Raw genomic sequence first — 18,178 nt, 5'->3', positions numbered from 1 at the left:
TACCGCAGGGCTCGATCATTTAACCACTTGCCTTCGCCGGGTTGCCCTCCACCGTCGCGCCTGCGGGCACATCCCGGGTCAGCATGCTACCGGCACCCACCACGGCATTGTCGCCAATGCTCACCCCGGCAGGAACACCGCATCTTTCGCGAGTTCCTGGCCGCGGGCCGTGCGCTGGGAGCCCAGGCTTATCCCCACGAGGCCTGGCTCGGGTCCTACCGGGCAACAGTATCGTCCCACCGCGGCCTGATACTCGAACCTTCCCCGGACTGCGCGACCTGCAGATCGATGACTACGTCATCCTCTTCCCCGCCTTGCGCAGCCCTCGGGCCATTCCAGGGGTTACCAATGGCAATCGGGTGCTAACGCCTGACAAGGTATTGGACGCCGCAAGTACGTCGGCAGGCGCACCCATTCCTACAAGAATTGCGGAAAGGCTGAAGGGGGCGAAGGTTTAGTCGGTTCGCTAAGCTTGAGGAAGCTGTCTGGAAGGGGATTGTGCCGGATGAAACCTTTAAGTCCGCAATCCTAAACGCTATGAGGAAGCCCGAGTTCACATTGATCACCACCGAGAAAACAACCAATGACGCAGAAACAGCGTTTGCCAGATTACACAGAAGCTGAATTTCTCGCATTCGTCTCTGATTTATTTGAAGACCGGACGGGCCTGAAGGGTTCTGAGCTGGAAAAACACCGTATTAGTACAGCGCTTCTTTTCGAGGAGTTGACCGAGCACCCTGACGGCTGTGACGTTATTTACTACCCCCCGGAAGGATCTGATGACAGCCCCCAAGGCGTCGTCAACCGCGTAAAAGAATGGCGCGCCGCCAACGGCAAACCCGGCTTCAAACCTGCCTGACACCGAGCCCCGCGGCAACACCGCAGGGCTTTTCATATCACCCTCGCACCCGCGCCGGGTTCCCCACCACCGTCACCCCCGCCGGCACATCGCGGGTCACCACGCTACCTGCACCGACCACGGCATTGTCGCCAATGCTCACCCCCGGCAGGATGATCGCCGCGCCACCAATCCACACATTGTTGCCGATGGTCACCGGCCTTCCGCTCTCCAGCCCGGTACGCCGAATTTCAGGGTCTAGCGGGTGATCGGCGGTGTAGATCTGCACCGCCGGGCCGATCTGGCAATCATCGCCGATACGTACCGGCAGCACGTCCAGGATGACGCAGTTGAAATTCATGAAGGTATTGCGGCCGACGCTGATGTTGTAGCCGTAGTCGCAATAGAACGGTGGGCGAATGACCGTGCCTTCGCCCACATGGCCGAAGTGCTCGGCAAGCAAGCCGTTGCGGGCTTCGTTAAGCAGGTCGACGCTGGTGTTGTAGCGCTGCATCCAGTGCTTGGTGGCGATTTGCTCGGCCTGCAGTTCGGGGCAGCCGGCATGGTAGAGCTGGCCACTAAGCATTTTCTGTTTTTCGCTGAGAAACATGGAAACTCCTTGGAGAGGGCTATGCTCTTTGCGCAAATCTGCCGAAGATCGGACCACAATTTCCGCTCGAATGCACAAGGAGCCTCGATGAAGCGCAGCCTGACCCTGTTAGCCGTGGTAGTGGCCATGGCCACCGGTGCCGGTTACTGGTACGTGCACGGCAAACTGCCGCAGCGTGACGGCGAGGTAGCGATCGCCGGCCTGCAGGCCCCGGTCAGTGTGCGCTATGACACCCGCGGCGTGCCGCACCTGCAGGCGCAGAACGAAGCAGACCTGTACCGCGCCCTTGGCTACGTGCATGCCCAGGACCGATTGTTCCAGATGGAAATCATGCGCCGCCTGGCCCGCGGAGAGCTGGCCGAGGTGTTGGGCGAAAAGCTGCTGCCCACCGATACCCTGTTCCGCAGCCTGCGCATCCGTGATCAAGCGGCGCTGATGGTGCAGCGGCTGGACCGCCAGTCCCCCGCGTACAAGGCCCTGCAAGCCTACCTCGATGGCATCAACGCCTGGCAGGCGAGCCACCCCAAGCCCATGGAGTTCGACCTGATCGGCATCACGCCCAGGCCGTTCACCGCTGAGGATACCCTGAGCATCGCCGGCTACCTGGCCTACAGTTTTGCCGCCGCGTTCCGCACCGAGCCTGCCTTGACCTATATCCGCGACCAGCTCGGGCCGCAGTACCTGAAGATGTTCGACCTCGACTGGCAACCTGACGGCGCGTTGGGCACCCCGCTGGCGACGGCCGATTGGCAGGGCCTTGAAGCCCTCGCCCGCCTCAGCCACGAAGCCCTTGGCGATGCCGGCATTCCCCAATTCGAAGGCAGCAATGCCTGGGCAGTGGCCGGCGGCCGTACCCGCAGCGGCAAGCCACTGCTGGCCGGCGATCCGCACATCAGCTTCGCGGTGCCGGCCGTCTGGTACGAGGCCGAGCTGTCGGCGCCAGGGTTCAACCTGTACGGCTACTTCCAGGCGCTGAACCCGTTTGCGCTGCTCGGTCACAATCTCGACTTCGGCTGGAGCCTGACCATGTTCCAGAACGACGACGTCGACCTGATTGCGGAAAAGACCAACCCGGCAGACAGCGATCAGGTCATGGTCAACGGCCAATGGCGAACACTGGAAAAGACTGAGGAGAAAATCGCCGTCAAAGGCGAGCAGCCGGTCGTCATCAGCCTGCGCCGCTCACCCCACGGGCCGATCGTCAACGACGTGCTGGGCGCGACCGCCGGCACGACGCCAATTGCCATGTGGTGGGCCTTTCTGGAAACCGACAATCCGATCCTCGAAGGCTTCTATCAGCTCAACCGTGCCGACTCCCTTGCCAAGATGCGCGAGGCGGCGGCCATGGTTCAGGCGCCTGGGCTCAACTTCGTCTGGGCCAGTGCAGGTGGCGACATTGGTTGGTGGGCGGCGGCGCAACTGCCGATCCGCCCGGATGGCGTCAACCCGTCGTTCATCCTCGATGGCGCGAGCGCCCAGGCCGACAAGCTGGGTTTCTATCCATTCAGCGTCAACCCACAGCAGGAAAACCCGGCCAGCGGTTACATCGTTTCAGCCAATTACCAGCCGCCAGCGGCGGTACCGATACCGGGCTATTACAACTTGCCAGACCGGGGCCGTCAGCTGGAGCGCCACCTGGCCAACCCGCAGGTGAAGTGGGATACCCAGAACAGCCAGGCGCTGCAGCTGGACACCGCCAACGACTACGGCCCACGCACCCTGGCGCCCCTGCTTGCGACCCTGCGCGACATCGCCCAGGGCGAGGAGGAAAAGGAGCTGGTCGAGCAACTGGCCGCTTGGCGCGGGGATCACCCGCTGGACTCGACCAGCGCCACACTGTTCAACCAGTTTCTCTACCAGTTGGCCCATGCCGCGTTGCATGACGAGCTGGGCGACACCTGGTTTCCGGTGCTCATCAGTACCCGGACCATCGACTCTGCCCTGCCACGCTTGGCAGCGGACGCGCAATCACCGTGGTGGGACACGCGCGGTGCCGACCAGCGTACCGACCGCACCGCCATCGTGCGCATCGCTTGGCAGCAAACCCTCGCGCACTTGCGTGAAACCTTTGGCAAAGACCCAGCCAGCTGGCAATGGGGCAAGGCGCATACCCTGACGCACAACCATCCACTGGGTGTTAAAAAACCGTTGAACCTGCTGTTCAACGTCGGCCCGTTTGCTGCACCGGGGACCCATGAGGTACCCAACAACCTGTCAGCGAAAATCGGGCCTGCGCCGTGGCCGGTGACGTATGGGCCTTCGACACGGCGGCTGATCGACTTCGCCGACGTTGGCCAGGCCTTGACCAGCAACCCGGTCGGGCAAAGTGGCGTGCCGTTTGACCGCCACTATTCGGACCAGGCTGAAGGCTATATCGAGGGGCAATATCAGCGCGCCCAGATGGGGGCAATACCGGCTCACACTACCTTGCGTCTGGTGCCGACAGAGTGATGGAAACTTTTCTTCGGGTCGGCTTCTCCAAGAGCTTCAGATTGCGATCCGCATGGCCATCACACTACAAGGACGATAACGATGAAAAGCCCCTGCCCGACTGACGCCAACGAACAACTGCTGTGGCTGCTGGCATTGAGCCGGGCACTGGGTAGCCAACGCTGAGCGTTGGGCCACCGCAAAAAAAAAACGCCGACGCAAATGCGTCGGCGTTTTTCGTACAAGGGGTAAGCAGGCGTATCAGAACGCCGGCAGCACCGCACCGCTGTACTTCTTGGCGATGAATGCCTTGACCTCGGGGCTGGTCAGGGCCTTGGCCAGCTTCTGCATCGCCTCGCTGTTCTTGTTGTCCGGGCGGGCCACCAGGAAGTTCACGTACGGCGAATCGCTACCCTCGATCACCAACGCATCTTTGGCCGGGTTCAGGCCAGCTTCCAGGGCGTAGTTGGTGTTGATCATGTCCAGGTCCACCTGGTCCAGCACACGCGCCAGCATGGCCGACTCAAGTTCCTTGAACTTCAGGTTCTTCGGGTTCTCGGCAATGTCTTTCGGCGTGGCCAGGGCGTTTTTAGGATCTTTCAGGGTGATCAGGCCAGCCTTCTGCAGCAGGATCAGGGCGCGGCCACTGTTGCTGCCTTCGTTAGGAATGGCAACGGTAGCGCCATCCTTGAGTTCGGACAGGTTCTTGATCTTCTTCGAGTAGCCACCGAACGGCTCGACGTGCACGCCGATCACGGTTTCCAGATGGGTACCTTTACCTTCGTTGAAGCTCTTCAGGTAAGGCAGGGTCTGGAAGTAGTTAGCGTCCAGACGCTTCTGATCTACCTGTACGTTGGGTTGTACGTAGTCAGTGAAGACCTTGATCTGCAGGTCCACGCCTTCCTTGGCCAAGGTCGGCTTGATCAGCTCCAGAATTTCGGCGTGGGGCACAGGGGTAGCGGCAACCACCAGTTTTTCGGCGGCGGCAGCCAGGCCGGAGAACGACAGGGCAGCGGCCAGGGCGGTGGTCAGCAGGGTCTTCTTCATGGTGGTCCTTGTTTTGTTTCTGGGCCATCGGTGATGGCGAAGTCAGGTGCCCAACCGTTTCATCAGCGGGCGTGGGGCGCAAGATACCGAGAATTTTTATTCCGCAACAATACCTTTTAATTAGCTGCTTATTCCAAAAGCAAATTGCCATTAGCCCATTTGCTTATGAGCCATGTCTAGCGTGCGGTGTTCGGCAGGTCGAGGTCCTCTGGCTGGATCTGTCCACTGTCATTGACCAGCAGGGCGAAGTGGATGATGTTCTCCAGTTCGCGGGTATTGCCGGGCCATGCGTGGGCTTCGAGCACCTGCTGCGCCGCTTCGCTGATCAACGGCACCGGGCGCTGCAGGCGTGCGCAGTAGATGCCCACGAAATACTCAGCCAATGGCAGGATATCGCCGCAGCGCTCACGCAACGGAGGAAGCTCCAGCGCGCCCTCGCGCAAGTACTGGTACAAGCGTTCGTTGAATCTGCCCGCTTTTACAACCCGCGCCAGGTCAATGCTGGTCGCAGCCACCAGACGCACGTCCACCGGCTGCGGCTGATGCGCACCGACACGGGTGACCTCGCGGTTTTCCAGCGCGGCCAGCAGCTTGCCTTGGATCGCCAACGGCAAGTCGGCGATTTCGTCCAGGTACAGCGTGCCGCCGTTGGCCGAGCCGAACCAGCCCGCCCGGCTGCTGGCGGTGCCACCATGGGTGCCGGCACTGTAGCCGAACAGCTCGGCATCGGCGTAGGTAGGGCTGATGGCCGCGCAGTTTACCGAGACGAAGAGCCCGGCACGATCACTGGCCCGGTGAATTTGCCGTGCCAGCAACTCCTTGCCGGTCCCCGTTTCACCGCGGATCAGCACCGGCAGGGCTTGCGGTGCCAGGTATTCCAGCGCCTGACGCACCTGCTGCGAGCGTGGGTCGATGAACACCAGCGCCTTGGCACGAATGCTGAGCGGGCTCTTGTCCAGTTCAGGGAAGGTCAGCAGCGGCTGGCCAAACGGGTTTTGAAAAGTCATGACTAACTCCCGCCCAGGCCTCAGCGGGCAGGGCGTCAGGCAAACGATAGACAGGGGTGCCGGTCAGGCGCGGCGCAGCGCGCGCTGTTCCACACGGCTTTGCAAGCGATACAGGTAGGCAAAACCCTGCTCCCAGCGCTCATGCCCGGATTTGACGTTGATATGCCCTGCATTGCTCAGCAACCCCGCTTCTGCGCCCCAAGCCTGGGCCAGGTACAGGGCGCGCGGCACGCTCACGGCCGGGTCGTTGTCCGAGCTGATCACCTGGCTTGCAAACGGCAGGGCCTGCAGCGGGATCGGCGCGAAGTTGCGCAGGGCGGGCGAGCAGGTCGGCCGCTCGACATCCGCCGGGGCAACCAACAGCGCGCCGCGCACGCGCCGCTGCAAGGCCGGCGTGGCCTGGGCAGCCCAATGGACGACCGTGATGCAGCCCAGGCTATGGGCAACGAGTATCACTGGCGAGGGTTCGGCAGCGATTGCCTGCTCCAACGCCTGCACCCAGTCCTGGCGCTGTGGGGTGAGCCAGTCCTGCTGCTCGACCCGGGCGCTGTTGGGCAAGGTGCGTTGCCAGTGACTCTGCCAATGGTTGTCTGGCGAGCCTTGCCAACCCGGCACAATCAGGTAGCGAATGGACTCATTGCGCATGGGGGCGCCTCCTGTGAATTTGTGTGCTGAGAGGCAAAGTATAGGGAGGCGCTTATACTGGTAAAGGAATAAGTAGGCATTTGCTAATAACCAAAAATCAATACGAGAATGCCAACCTTTCAGCGTTATTGGGGCCGCTCTGCGGCCCCAAATCGTTTACGCGGCTCAGATATCCGCCACCTTCTGCCAGACCTTCGGCCTGAAGAACAGTGTTTCACCTCGCGCCAGGCCGGTCAGGCTGTCGTGATCCTTGACCACCTCGGCCTCGATCAGCTCGCTTTGCCCTTCCACCTTCAAGGTCACCCGGGTAGTCGCGCCCAATGGCCGGATATCACGCACCTCGGCGGCATGGTGCCCTTCTGTTTCATGGCGCGACAGCGACACCTCGTGTGGCCGGAACAGCACATGATGCCCCTCGCTCAACGCCAGGCGGTTGGAGTCGCCGAGGAAGTGGTAGACGAAGTCGTTGGCCGGCTTTTCATACACTTCCCCTGGGGAGCCGATCTGCTCGATCACCCCCTTGTTCATCACCACGATGCGATCGGCCACTTCCATGGCCTCTTCCTGGTCGTGGGTCACGAATACCGAAGTCAGATTGATGTCCTCGTGCAAACGCGCCAGCCAGCGGCGCAATTCCTTGCGCACCTTGGCATCGAGGGCTCCGAACGGCTCATCGAGCAGCAGCACCTTGGGCTCCACCGCCAAAGCGCGGGCCAGGGCGATACGCTGGCGCTGACCACCGGAAAGCTGTTCGGGGTAGCGGTCCGCCAGCCAGTCCAGCTGCACCATGTTCAGCAGTTCATGCACCTTCTCGGCAATCTTGCTCTCGCTCGGGCGCTCGCCCTTGGGCTTCATGCGCAGGCCGAAGGCAACGTTGTCGAACACGCTCATGTGGCGGAACAGCGCGTAGTGCTGGAACACGAAACCGACGTTGCGATCGCGTACATCGTGGCCGGATACGTCTTCGCCATGGAACACGATATTGCCGTCGTCCGGCGTTTCCAGGCCGGCGATGATGCGCAGCAGGGTGGTCTTGCCACAGCCTGAGGGGCCGAGCAGGGCCACCAGCTCACCGCTGTGGATATCCAGGTTGATGTTGTCCAGGGCCTGGAAGCTGTTGAAGCGCTTGCTGACGTTACGAACTTCGATCGACATGACTTATTCCTCCGCTGCGCTATGGCGCAGGCGGTTAATACGGTTCTCGCTCCACTGCTTGAGCAGCAGGATGAAGAGCGCCAGGATCAGCAACAGGCTGGCCACACTGAAGGCCGCGACGTGGTTGTACTCGTTGTAGAGGATCTCCACGTGCAGCGGCAAGGTATTGGTGACGCCACGGATATGGCCCGAGACCACAGATACCGCACCGAACTCGCCCATGGCCCGCGCGGTACAAAGCACCACACCGTAGATCAGGCCCCACTTGATGTTGGGCAGGGTCACGTGCCAGAACATCTGCCAGCCGTTGGCGCCGAGCAGGCGCGCAGCCTCCTCTTCCTGGGTGCCTTGCTCCTGCATCAGCGGGATCAGCTCACGGGCAACGAAGGGCACGGTGACGAAGATGGTCGCCAACACGATGCCCGGCAAAGCGAAGACGATCTGAATGTCGTGATCCTGCAGCCAAGGCCCGAACAAGCCTTGGGCGCCGAACATCAACACGTAGACCAGGCCGGCGATGACCGGCGATACCGAGAACGGCAGGTCGATCAGGGTGACCAGGATGCTCTTGCCGCGGAAGGTGTACTTGCTCACGCACCAGGCGGCGCTGACGCCGAATACCAGGTTCAGCGGCACCGAGATGACGACCGCGAGCAGCGTCAGCTTCAGCGCCGACAAGGCATCAGGCTCGAAGATCGCCTCGAAGAAGGTGCCGAAACCGTTCTTCAGCGCCTGCGACACCACGATCACCAGCGGCAGCAGCAGAAACAGTGCGAACACCAGCCAGCCGAGGCCGATCAGGATGCGCCGCGAGGTGGCGCTGCCACGCCGTGCGGCATTGGCGTCGGCGGTAGTCAGGGATGAACTGGACATGCCGGCCTCCTTCAAGGGGTTTCAATGCGGCGCTGCAGCAGGTTGATCAGCAGCAGCAGGATGAAGGAAACCACCAGCATCAGTACGCCGATGGCAGTCGCGCCGGTGTAGTCGTATTGGTCGAGCTTGACCATGATCAGCAGCGGCAGAATCTCGGTCTTCATCGGCATGTTGCCGGCAATGAAGATCACCGAACCGTACTCGCCCACACCACGGGCAAAGGCCAGGGCAAACCCGGTGAGCCAGGCCGGCAGCAGGGCCGGTGCCAGTACGTGGCGGAACACCTGCAGTGGTTTGGCGCCCAGGCAGGCAGCAGCCTCTTCGACTTCCCGCGGGATGTCCGCCAGCACCGGTTGCACGGTACGCACCACGAACGGCAGGGTGACGAAGGTCAGCGCCAGGGTGATGCCCAGAGGGGTGTAGGCGATCTTGAAGCCCAGGTCGGTGGCGAACTGACCGACCCAGCCTGCCGGGGCATAAAGCGCGGTCAGGGCGATACCCGCAACGGCCGTGGGCAGAGCGAACGGCAGGTCGATCATCGCATCGATGATCTTGCGCCCAGGGAAGGTATAGCGCACCAGCACCCAAGCCAGCAGGGTACCGATGACACCATTGATGATGGCCGCGAACAGGGCGGTGCCGAAACTCAGCTTGAGCGCGGCGATCACGCGCGGCGCACTGATGATGTTCCAGAACTGCTCCCAGGTAAGCTGCGCGGCATGCACGAACATGGCGGCCAGCGGTATCAGCACAATCAGGCTGAGATACACCAAGGTGTAGCCCAGTGTCAGCCCGAAGCCGGGTATGACAGGGGAAATGCGACGTGACATAAAGATCCCTGGTTGAACGCACCAAGCCCGGCAGTCATGCCAGGCGGGTGCAGGCTTGTGAATCCTGGGCCGCAAGGCGGCCCCGCTGTTCCATGGCCGCTTATTGCGCCTGATAGATCTGGTCGAACACACCGCCATCATTGAAGAATTTGGGCTGTGCCGTCTTCCAGCCACCGAAGTCCTTGTCGATGGTTACCAGATCCAGTTTAGGGAATTGCTTGCCGAATTCGGCTGCGACCTTCGCGTCACGTGGGCGGTAGAAGTTTTCGGCAGCGATTTTCTGGCCAGCCGGGCTGTACAGGTGCTTGAGGTACGCCTCGGCGATCTGTTCATTACCCTTCTTCTGAGCGTTCTTGTCGACCACCGCCACAGGGGGTTCTGCCAGGATCGACAGCGAAGGCACGACGATTTCGAACGTGTCGGCCCCGCCGTCCTCCTTCAGCGCCAGGAAAGCTTCGTTTTCCCAGGCCAGCAGCACATCACCCTGGCCGTTGTTGACGAACGTGATGGTCGAGCCACGGGCGCCGGTATCCAGAACCGGCACATGCTTGAACAGCTCCTGCACGTACTCCTTGGCTTTGGCTTCGCTGCCACCTTGCTTCAGGCCGTAGGCCCAGGCAGCGAGGAAGTTCCAGCGAGCGCCACCGGAGGTTTTAGGGTTGGGGGTAATGACCGAAACGTCCTTCTTGATCAGGTCACCCCAGTCCTTGATGCCTTTCGGGTTGCCCTTGCGCACCAGGAACACGATGGTCGAGGTGTACGGGGTACTGGCGTCCGGCAGGCGCTTCTGCCAGTCCTCCGGCAAGGCCTTGCCCAGCTTGGCGATCTCATCGATGTCACCCGCCAGGGCCAGGGTCACGACGTCGGCGCGCAGGCCGTCGATTACCGCGCGGGCCTGTTTGCCCGAGCCGCCATGGGACTGCTGGATCTTCACTTTGTCATCCGGGTGCGACTGCTGCCAATGCTTGATGAATTCAGCATTGTATTGCTGATACAGCTCACGGGTCGGGTCGTAGGACACGTTCAGCAGTTCGTAGTCCTTGGCGATGGCGGAACCGGCAAAAACAGCACTGGCCAAAGCGGCGAGTGCATAACGGCGGATGGACATGGTGAAGCTCCCGATTGGCATTTTTCTAATTTTGTGTGTGGTGCGTGATCAGCTGGGTTTGTTGCCGGGCTGTTGCAGGCGGAACTTCTCCTTACGCTCGATCTGCACGACCTGGGCGTTGTGCACGGTGATTTCCACTGCACCGAAACGCAGATCGCGCAAGGCGCTCTGGATCTCACGCAAAATGGTGGCTTCGTCCTGACCGTCGATGCTGCGCACTGATGCACTCATGCTCGCTCTCCTGTGAGTGAGGTGCCGGGCAGACATGTTTGAAGGGGATTTGCGCCTGGCTTGGGAGCGATAGTAGACAGGCGTAGTTATTCTTAAAAATACTCTTTAAGAATTTTTATATAACCATTTTTGATTAGCAGTTCGAAGCGTTCATGGGGGCTGTCGTACCCAACCCCCACAAAAGTCACGCCGCAGGTTCTTCGCTGTGCTGTGGCTCGCGGATCTTGTACCAGGCCACGTAAAGCGCCGGCAGGAACAGCAGGGTCAGCAGCGTTGCGCTGATGATGCCGCCAATCATGGCGTAGGCCATCGGCCCCCAGAACACCTCACGAGCGATCGGGATCATGCCCAGGCTGGCCGCTGCAGCAGTCAGCAAGATCGGCCTGCGACGGTGGTTGGTGGCTTCGAGCACCGCATCCCAGGGTGAGTAGCCCTGCGCTTCGAACTCATCGATCTGGGTCACCAGAATGACCGAGTTACGAATGATGATCCCCGCCAGCGCGAGTATCCCGAGAATCGCCACGAAGCCCATGGGCGTGCCCGTCGGCACCAGTGCCACGACCACACCGATCAACCCCAGCGGCGCCACGCTGACCACCAGGAACAGCTTCTGCACACTGTGCAGCTGGATCATCAGGAACGTCGCCATGAGGAACAGCATCAGCGGGATGACCTTGGCAATCGGCCCTTGTGCCTTGCCGCTCTCCTCCACCGTACCACCTGTGGCCACCTCGTAACCGACAGGCAACTGGCTGGCGAACTCGTCGATCTTCGGCTTGAGCTGCGCGACCAGGTCGGTAGGCTGGATGTCGCCGTTGACCGATGCCTTGATGGTGATGGTAGGTTTGCGGTCGCGGCGCCATACCAGCGGCTGCTCCAGCTCGTAGCGCACCGTGGCGAACGCCAGCAAGGGTATCGACGTGCCGCTGGGCGTGACGATCTGCAGGTTCTGCAGGGTGTCTGGGGAGCCCCTCTCGCTGTCCACCGCACGGGCGATCACGTCCACCAGGTAGATGTTGTCGTTGACCTCGGTGACCGGCGCGCCGCTGACGATGCTGTTCATCACATTGGCCACGTCCTCGGACGACAGCCCGAGCTGGCGCGCCTTGTCCTGGGCGATTTCTATGCGCAGCACCTTACCCGGCTCGTTCCAGTCGTAGATCATCTCGCCGATGTGCTCATTGGTATTGAGCAGGGTGGCGAGGTCGATCGCATGTTTGCGCACCTGGTCGATGTCCTTGCCGCTGACCCGATACTGGATCGGCCGCCCTACCGGCGGGCCCATTTCCAGCGACTGCACGTTGGTGCCGATGCCGACAAACTCTTCGTGCAACAGCTTCTGCAGGCGCGCCATCATGCCCGCACGCTCCTCCAAGCCTTTGCTGACGATGACCAGCTGGGCGTAGTACGGGTTCTGCAGTTGCTGATCCAGCGGCAGATAGAAACGGATGGCGCCCTGGCCGATGTAGGTGCTCCAGCGCACCATGTCAGGGTCATCCTTGATCTTTGCCTCCAGGCGATCGACCACCTTGCGCGTCTCCTCTATCGAGGCATTCTGCGGCAGGTTGAGGTCGACGAGGATTTCCGGACGGTCCGAGGACGGGAAGAACTGGTTCTGCACAAAGCGCATGCTGAACAGCGCCAGTGCGAACAGCAGGATGGTGCCGACGATGGTCAGCCAGCGGTGACGCATGCACCACAGCAACCCACCTTCGAACGCTCGCCCGACGCGGCCGGGTTCCGCCTCATGGCCCTTGAGCTTGTCGCTCTTGAGAATATGCACGCCAAGCACGGGCGCGAAGAACACCGCCACCACCCAGGACACGATAAGCGCCACGGCAATCACCGCGAACAGGGTATAGGTGTACTCGCCTGCTGAACTGGCATTGAGGCCGATCGGCACGAAGCCGGCAACGGTCACAAGGGTACCGGTGAGCATCGGGAACGCGGTCGAGGTATAGGCGAAGGTCGCAGCCTGTTCCTTGCTCTCGCCCATCTCAAGGCGTGTGACCATGACCTCGACGGTGATCATTGCATCATCCACCAGCAGGCCCAGCGCGATGATCAGCGCGCCGAGCGAGATCCGCTGCATGGTGATGCCGCTGTACTCCATGAACACGAAGACCATGGCCAGCACCAACGGGATCGAGCAGGCCACCACCAGCCCTGCTCGCACGCCAAGGCTGACGAAACTCACTGCCAGTACAATTACCACGGCCTCGAACAGTGCGCTGGTGAAGCCCCCAACCGCCTCTTTCACCACCACCGCCTGGTCGGACACGGTATGAACGCCTACGCCAACGGGCAGGTCGTTGACGATGCTGTCCATCTTCTTCTTGAGTGCGGCGCCGAATACCTGGATGTTGCCGCCGGCCTTCATGCCGATGGCCAGGCCAATCGCGGTCTGGCCGTTGTAACGGAACATCGGTGACGGCGGGTCGACATAGCCGCGCTCGATATCGGCGATATCGGCCAGGCGGAAGAAGCGGTCATTGATGCGCAGGTTGACCGTTTGCAGGTCTTTCTCTGAGGCGAATTGCCCAGTGGTGCGCACCGAGATCCGCTCTGGGCCTGCTTCGATCACCCCGGCCGGCGTTACCGCGTTCTGTTGCTGCAGGGCCTGCATGACCTGGCGCTGGTCGATGCCCAGCGCGGCCAGTTTGCGCGTGGAAAAGTTCAGGTAGAGCACCTCATCCTGGGTGCCGACCAGCTCGATCTTGCCGATATTGGGGACCTCGCGCACCTCGGCACGGGCCTGCTCCACGTAATCGCGCAACTGGCGCAAGGTCAAGCCATCTGCGGTGAACGCGTAGATCGAGCCGAAGACATCGCCGAACTCGTCGTTGAACCCTGGGCCCTGGATACCTTGGGGGAATTCGCCGCGAATGTCCTGGATCTTCTTGCGCACCTGGTACCAGATTTGCGGGATGTCGGCGGCTTTGGTGGTGTCTCGCAGGTAGACGTAGACGGTCGACTCACCCGGGCGGGTATAGCTCTTGGTGTAGTCGAGGGAGTCCAGCTCCTCGAGCTTTTTCTCGATGCGGTCGGTGACCTGGTACAGGGTTTCATCCTGGGTCGCGCCCGGCCAGCGGGTCTGGATCACCATGGTTTTGATGGTGAACGACGGGTCTTCTTCGCGGCCAAGGTTGAAGTAGGAAAAAATCCCCATCAGCAGGCCGACGAACATCAGGTACCAGACGAAAGATTGATGGCGCAACGCCCAGTCGGACAGGTTGAAGCTTCCTTTCATTGCGCTTCCTCGTCGAAGGTGACCTTCTGGCCAGGCTTGAGGCTGTTGACACCGGCAGTGACCACCCGCTCACCAGGCTGCACTCCAGAGGCCAGCACGATACTGTCGGCGGAGCGTTCCAGCAGGGCGACGTCACGGGTAGCGACGGTTTTTTGCTGTGGGTCGATGACCCATACCTGGGTCTTGCCATCACGCTCGAGCAGCGCGCTCAGCGGCAGTTCGCTGCGCGGGGTGATCGCCGAGGTCAAGGTGACACTAATCGCGGTGCCCAGGTGGAAGGCATCGGGAGTGCTGGCAAGGGTCAGGCGGGCACGCCGGGTGCGCGTCGCGGCATCGGCCTGGGGTTCCAGTTCACGCAGCGTGGCGGTGGTATTGATGCTGTTGTCCAGTTGCGAGGCGACCGTGAACGTCAGGTCCTTGGTCAGCTGCTCGGCAATGCCGATGGGCAGGTCGATCACCGCTTCCTTGATGTCTGGTCGCGCCAGCGTGACCACCGCCTGGCCGGCGGTAACCGTCTGCCCGGCCTCTGCCTGCCACGCCGTGATCACCGCCGAATGGTCGCTGCGCAGGGTGCTGTAATCGAGCTGGTCACGCGCCTGGCTGACCGCCGAGCGCGCTTGCTCCAGGCTCGCACCGGTGGTTTTCAGGTCGGTCTGGGCAATGTCCAACTGGGCCTGGGCGCCGACGCCGCGGTCATACAGCTGCTGTTGCCGGCGGGCATTGGCCTGGGCGTTGATCCATTGCGCCTGGACCCTGGCCAGGTCGCCTTCGGCAGCGCGCAGCTGGTTTTGCTGGTCGGTGGGGTCAAGGGTGGCAAGCGTGTCGCCCGGCTTTACCTGGGCCCCCACATCCAGCCAGCGCCGGGCAATGCGCCCGGCCACCCGGAAGCCCAGGGTGCTTTCATAGCGTGCCTGGATGGTGCCGGCAAAGCGGCCAAGCTGCGACTGCGCCTGGGCCTCGACCACGGTCGACAGCACAGGGCGCACGGCTTCAGGTTGATCTTCCTCACTGCCACAGGCCGTCAACAGCAAGCCTGCCGCACACAGCAACAGTACTTTGTTCATGGCGCGGCGCCTCCGTCCTTGGCATCGACCTTCTCGACCTGCATACCGGGATGCAGCAACTGGCCACCGCTGACGACTACCGTCTCCCCGCCTTGTATGCCTTGGGCAATGACAACCTTGCCGGTGAGGTAACGGGCTACCTGGACTTTGCGCAACTCAACCTTGTCGCCTTCGCCAACCACCCACACCGCAGGCTCATGCAACGCCTTGGTCAGTGCCGACCAGGGCAATTCGATGCTCGGCCGCCCTTGCGTGTTGGCCGTGGCGGTAACCGGTGAACCCAGGAGCATGGCCGCAGGCACATCACGCAGGCCCACCTTGACCTGGACCGTGCCGCTCTGCGCCGATACGGTCGGGGTAATTTCCCGGACAAAGCCTTGTGCCTGGACCTTGGGGTCGTCGAGCAGGCTGACCATGACACCGGCATCGCTCGGCGGCGCCACCAGCAGGGACTCGTAGACATTGAAGACAGCATCGCGGTCGCCATCACGCGCAAGGCTGAATATCGGCATGGTCGCCTGGACCACCTGACCGACCTCGGCCTGGCGCTCGGTGATCACCCCATCGGCCTCTGACACCAAGGCGGTATAGCTCAGTTGCTCCTGGGCATTGGCCAGTTGCGCCTGGGCCGCCTTGAGCGCGCTCTGGTTGCTGCGCAGCGATGCTTCGGCGGCGTCGTATTCGCTCTGGCTGGTGTAGCCCTTGGGCAAGAGCTTTTGCTGGCGGACGAAGGCCGCGCTGGTCTGGGTGACGCGCGCCTGAGCGGCGAACACCTCGGCCTTGGCCGAATCGACATTGTTCTGCAGGTCTTTGGGGTCCAGCCGGGCCAGCACCTGGTTGGCCTTCACGTGATCGCCCACGTCAACGCTGCGCGAGATGATCTTGCCACCCACGCGAAACGAAAGATCGGTCTGCACACGCGCCTGCACATCGCCGGTCAAGGTGACCCTGGCGGCGAAGTCAGTGGGTTGGACCTGCAGTACCCCCACCCGTGGCAAAACCTCGGGAGCCTCTTCCTTGCTGCAACCTGTCAGCAGGCCAAGCAGCCCCAAGCCTACAACCAACAGTGAACGCGTCACCCTCATGCAGGCTCCTAGCTTGCGCGCAAATGATTCGTGGGATGCGACTGTTAGCGTAGATCAGGGTTCAGAAAAAACACTGACCAGGGTCAGTTGGGCGGCCATGGCGGGGAGGCGGGCCCTGAAGCAAGCCCGCTCCCACTGGACTGATGCAGCCCTTGCGGCGTGCAACGTCCTTTGGAAGCGGGCCCGGCCGTAGCTAGCGCACTCAGGCCGACGCAGCGGTGGCCGTCGGGCGCTTGATCTGCGGCTGCGAAACGTTGGCAGCAGCCCCCTCTTCGATCGCCTGCTGAATCGCCTTGCGGCGGTGCTCTTCGGCGCGGCGGCTGAAGTACCAGACCATGAAGGTCACCAACGACACCGACAGCAGGATCAGGCTGGCCACGGCGTTGATCTCCGGCTTCACGCCCAGGCGCACAGCGGAGAATACTTCCATCGGCAGGGTGGTCGAACCAGGCCCGGAAACGAAGCTCGCCAGTACCAGGTCATCCAGCGACAGGGCGAACGACATCATGCCACCCGCCGCCAGCGACGGCGCAATCATCGGGATGGTGATCAGGAAGAACACCTTCCACGGCTTGGCACCCAGGTCCATGGCCGCTTCTTCGATCGACAGGTCCAGCTCTCGCAGGCGCGCCGACACCACCACTGCCACATAGGCCGCACAGAACGTGGTGTGGGCGATCCAGATGGTGACCACGCCACGCTCCTGCGGCCAGCCGATCGTCTGCGCCATGGCCACGAACAGCAGCAACAGCGACAGGCCTGTGATCACTTCAGGCATCACCAGCGGTGCAGTGACCAGGCCACCGAACAGCGTGCGGCCCTTGAAGCGGGTGACCCGGGTCAGCACGAAGGCTGCCAGGGTACCCAAAGCCACCGCCGCCACCGCCGTGTAGCAGGCGATCTCCAGTGAGCGCATCACCGAACCCATTAGCTGGGTGTTGTCGAGCAGGCCGACGTACCACTTGACCGACCAGCCACCCCACACCGTTACCAGCTTGGAGGCGTTGAACGAATAGATCACCAGGATCAGCATCGGCAGGTAGATGAACAACAAGCCGAGCACCAGCATCAGCTTGGAGAAACTGAAGCGCTTCATGCCCTGCCCTCCATCTCTTTGGCCTGGCTGCGGTTGAACAGCAGGATCGGTACGATCAGGATCAACAGCATCACCACCGCCAGGGCAGATGCCACCGGCCAGTCACGGTTGTTGAAGAACTCTTGCCACAGCACCTTACCGATCATCAGGGTTTCCGGGCCGCCCAGCAGTTCGGGAATGACGAACTCGCCCACCACCGGGATGAACACCAGCATGCAGCCGGCGATAATGCCGTTTTTCGACAGCGGCACGGTGATCTTCCAGAAGCTGTTGAAGGTGCTCGAACCCAGGTCCGATGCGGCTTCGAGCAGGCTCTGATCGTGCTTTACCAGGTTGGCGAACAGCGGCAGGATCATGAACGGCAGGTACGAATAGACCACGCCGATATACACCGCCAGGTTGGTGTTGAGGATCTGCAGCGGCTGGTCGATCAGCCCGGTCCACATCAAGAACCCGTTGAGCAGGCCGTTGTTGCTGAGGATGCCCATCCAGGCATAGACGCGGATCAGGATCGCGGTCCAGGTCGGCATCATGATCAGCAGCAACAGCACGGTCTGGGTTTCCTTGCGTGCGTTGGCGATCGCGTAGGCCATCGGATAGCCGATCAGCAGGCACAGCACGGTGCTGATGAAGGCCATCTTCAACGAGCCCAGATAAGCCGAGATGTACAGCTCATCGTCGGTCAGCAGGCCATAGTTGGCCAGGTTGATTACCAGCTGCACCTTGTCTTCGACGTAGCTATAGATCTCGGTATACGGCGGGATCGCCACGTCGGCTTCGGCAAAGCTGATCTTCAGCACGATGAAGAACGGCAGCATGAAGAACAGGAACAGCCAGATGAACGGCACGCCGATCACCAGGTGCCGCCCCTCGGGAATAAGGCGCTGGAAGGCTCGCTTGAGCTTGCGC

Annotated in this window: 17 protein-coding genes; 2 read left to right on the top strand and 15 right to left on the bottom strand. The window is 61.7% G+C overall.

The genetic code is table 11. The annotated features are described in order from the left end of the window. Nucleotides 1-19 precede the first annotated feature (19 nt). Entirely contained in the window at nucleotides 20-226 is a 207-nt protein-coding gene (locus JNA92_RS25835) for a DapH/DapD/GlmU-related protein (protein WP_277818151.1), read from the bottom strand. A 357-nt stretch (nucleotides 227-583) separates the two neighbouring features. Here JNA92_RS25835 and JNA92_RS12995 point away from each other — a divergent pair, with 357 nt between their 5' ends. Continuing rightward, nucleotides 584-859 (top strand): bacteriocin immunity protein, encoded by a 276-nt coding sequence (locus JNA92_RS12995; protein WP_241805033.1) that lies wholly within the window; start codon nucleotides 584-586, stop codon nucleotides 857-859. A 37-nt stretch (nucleotides 860-896) separates the two neighbouring features. On the opposite strand, the gene JNA92_RS12990 is transcribed toward JNA92_RS12995, so the two are convergent. Next, nucleotides 897-1,448 (bottom strand): sugar O-acetyltransferase, encoded by a 552-nt coding sequence (locus JNA92_RS12990; RefSeq protein ID WP_241805032.1) that lies wholly within the window; start codon nucleotides 1,446-1,448, stop codon nucleotides 897-899. An 87-nt stretch (nucleotides 1,449-1,535) separates the two neighbouring features. Here JNA92_RS12990 and JNA92_RS12985 point away from each other — a divergent pair, with 87 nt between their 5' ends. Continuing rightward, nucleotides 1,536-3,899, top strand: a complete 2,364-nt coding sequence (locus JNA92_RS12985; protein ID WP_241805031.1) for a penicillin acylase family protein — start codon at nucleotides 1,536-1,538, stop codon at nucleotides 3,897-3,899. Nucleotides 3,900-4,139: 240 nt separating this feature from the next. Here the strand turns inward: JNA92_RS12985 and JNA92_RS12980 are convergent, their stop codons facing one another. The 13 genes from JNA92_RS12980 to JNA92_RS12920 form a co-directional block, all read right to left on the bottom strand. Beyond that, nucleotides 4,140-4,925 (bottom strand): MetQ/NlpA family ABC transporter substrate-binding protein, encoded by a 786-nt coding sequence (locus JNA92_RS12980; RefSeq protein ID WP_241805030.1) that lies wholly within the window; start codon nucleotides 4,923-4,925, stop codon nucleotides 4,140-4,142. Between the two features lie 176 nt (nucleotides 4,926-5,101). Next, nucleotides 5,102-5,932 carry a sigma 54-interacting transcriptional regulator gene (locus tag JNA92_RS12975; RefSeq protein ID WP_241805029.1) on the bottom strand — a complete coding sequence of 277 codons (831 nt, stop codon included), beginning with the start codon at nucleotides 5,930-5,932 and terminating at the stop codon, nucleotides 5,102-5,104. A 63-nt stretch (nucleotides 5,933-5,995) separates the two neighbouring features. Next, nucleotides 5,996-6,577: an alpha/beta hydrolase gene (locus JNA92_RS12970; protein ID WP_241805028.1), complete on the bottom strand. Its 582-nt coding sequence runs from the start codon at nucleotides 6,575-6,577 to the stop codon at nucleotides 5,996-5,998. A 165-nt stretch (nucleotides 6,578-6,742) separates the two neighbouring features. Continuing rightward, a complete protein-coding gene (locus JNA92_RS12965; RefSeq protein WP_012312241.1) occupies nucleotides 6,743-7,732 on the bottom strand; it encodes a sulfate/molybdate ABC transporter ATP-binding protein in 990 nt (329 codons plus the stop codon). 3 nt (nucleotides 7,733-7,735) lie between these two features. Beyond that, nucleotides 7,736-8,605: a sulfate ABC transporter permease subunit CysW gene (cysW, locus tag JNA92_RS12960; RefSeq protein WP_241805027.1), complete on the bottom strand. Its 870-nt coding sequence runs from the start codon at nucleotides 8,603-8,605 to the stop codon at nucleotides 7,736-7,738. An 11-nt stretch (nucleotides 8,606-8,616) separates the two neighbouring features. Beyond that, a complete protein-coding gene (gene cysT, locus JNA92_RS12955) occupies nucleotides 8,617-9,435 on the bottom strand; it encodes a sulfate ABC transporter permease subunit CysT (RefSeq protein WP_161871732.1) in 819 nt (272 codons plus the stop codon). A 100-nt stretch (nucleotides 9,436-9,535) separates the two neighbouring features. Further along, the gene (locus tag JNA92_RS12950; RefSeq protein ID WP_241805026.1) at nucleotides 9,536-10,543 is read right to left on the bottom strand and encodes a sulfate ABC transporter substrate-binding protein; all 1,008 of its coding nucleotides are present in this window, start codon (nucleotides 10,541-10,543) and stop codon (nucleotides 9,536-9,538) included. A gap of 48 nt (nucleotides 10,544-10,591) precedes the next feature. Then, complete coding sequence (gene oscA, locus JNA92_RS12945) at nucleotides 10,592-10,774, bottom strand: sulfur starvation response protein OscA (protein ID WP_119688096.1); 183 nt, start codon at nucleotides 10,772-10,774, stop codon at nucleotides 10,592-10,594. Nucleotides 10,775-10,958: 184 nt separating this feature from the next. Further along, nucleotides 10,959-14,024 carry an efflux RND transporter permease subunit gene (locus tag JNA92_RS12940; RefSeq protein WP_241805025.1) on the bottom strand — a complete coding sequence of 1,022 codons (3,066 nt, stop codon included), beginning with the start codon at nucleotides 14,022-14,024 and terminating at the stop codon, nucleotides 10,959-10,961. Continuing rightward, nucleotides 14,021-15,088 carry an efflux RND transporter periplasmic adaptor subunit gene (locus JNA92_RS12935; RefSeq protein ID WP_241805024.1) on the bottom strand — a complete coding sequence of 356 codons (1,068 nt, stop codon included), beginning with the start codon at nucleotides 15,086-15,088 and terminating at the stop codon, nucleotides 14,021-14,023. The genes JNA92_RS12940 and JNA92_RS12935 overlap by 4 nt, the downstream gene beginning before the upstream one ends. Continuing rightward, nucleotides 15,085-16,173, bottom strand: a complete 1,089-nt coding sequence (locus JNA92_RS12930; RefSeq protein ID WP_241805023.1) for an efflux RND transporter periplasmic adaptor subunit — start codon at nucleotides 16,171-16,173, stop codon at nucleotides 15,085-15,087. Before JNA92_RS12930 ends, JNA92_RS12935 begins: the two co-directional genes overlap by 4 nt. Before the next feature lie 202 nt (nucleotides 16,174-16,375). After that, entirely contained in the window at nucleotides 16,376-17,269 is an 894-nt protein-coding gene (locus JNA92_RS12925; protein ID WP_241805022.1) for an ABC transporter permease subunit, read from the bottom strand. Next, nucleotides 17,266-18,147, bottom strand: coding sequence for an ABC transporter permease subunit (locus JNA92_RS12920; protein WP_241805185.1), 882 nt, complete (start codon nucleotides 18,145-18,147; stop codon nucleotides 17,266-17,268). The genes JNA92_RS12925 and JNA92_RS12920 overlap by 4 nt, the downstream gene beginning before the upstream one ends. Between the last annotated feature and the right edge of the window lie 31 nt (nucleotides 18,148-18,178).

The sequence above is a fragment of the Pseudomonas putida genome (genome assembly GCF_022627325.1).
Taxonomy (GTDB): Bacteria; Pseudomonadota; Gammaproteobacteria; order Pseudomonadales; family Pseudomonadaceae; genus Aquipseudomonas; species Aquipseudomonas putida_X.
The sequence above is the reverse complement of the archived record's forward strand: the minus strand, read 5'-3'. Positions and strand labels throughout refer to the sequence as shown.